The sequence below is a fragment of the Tritonibacter sp. SIMBA_163 genome (assembly GCF_046535935.1).
Classification (GTDB): Bacteria; Pseudomonadota; Alphaproteobacteria; order Rhodobacterales; family Rhodobacteraceae; genus Epibacterium; species Epibacterium scottomollicae.
Window position 1 is genome coordinate 1 of sequence record NZ_JAWJBP010000754.1, and the last position, 258, is coordinate 258.

Annotated in this window: 1 protein-coding gene; it reads left to right on the forward strand. The window is 67.8% G+C overall.

Going from position 1 to position 258, the window contains the following annotated elements:
* Positions 1-258 (forward strand): zinc ribbon domain-containing protein (locus R0J92_RS24340; RefSeq protein ID WP_411053574.1); only part of this gene is annotated, 258 nt, incomplete at both ends.

Sequence of the window (258 nt, forward strand, 5' to 3'; positions counted from 1 at the left end):
GCTGGACTTCTCGCACCCGGACCTGTCGAAGCGGATGAATCGCCTCATCCGGCGCTGCGGCCGGGCCGTGTTCCGTCAGAAGCTGCAGGATCTGGAAGAGCGGTTCGGCGTGGAGACGGTCGAGGTGAACGCGGCGTACAGCTCGCAGCAGTGCAGCAGCTGCGGCTACACCTGCCGCGATAATCGGCCGGACCGCGCAACCTTCCGCTGCGGCCGGTGCGGCCATACGAGTCATGCCGACGTGGATGCGGCGCGGTC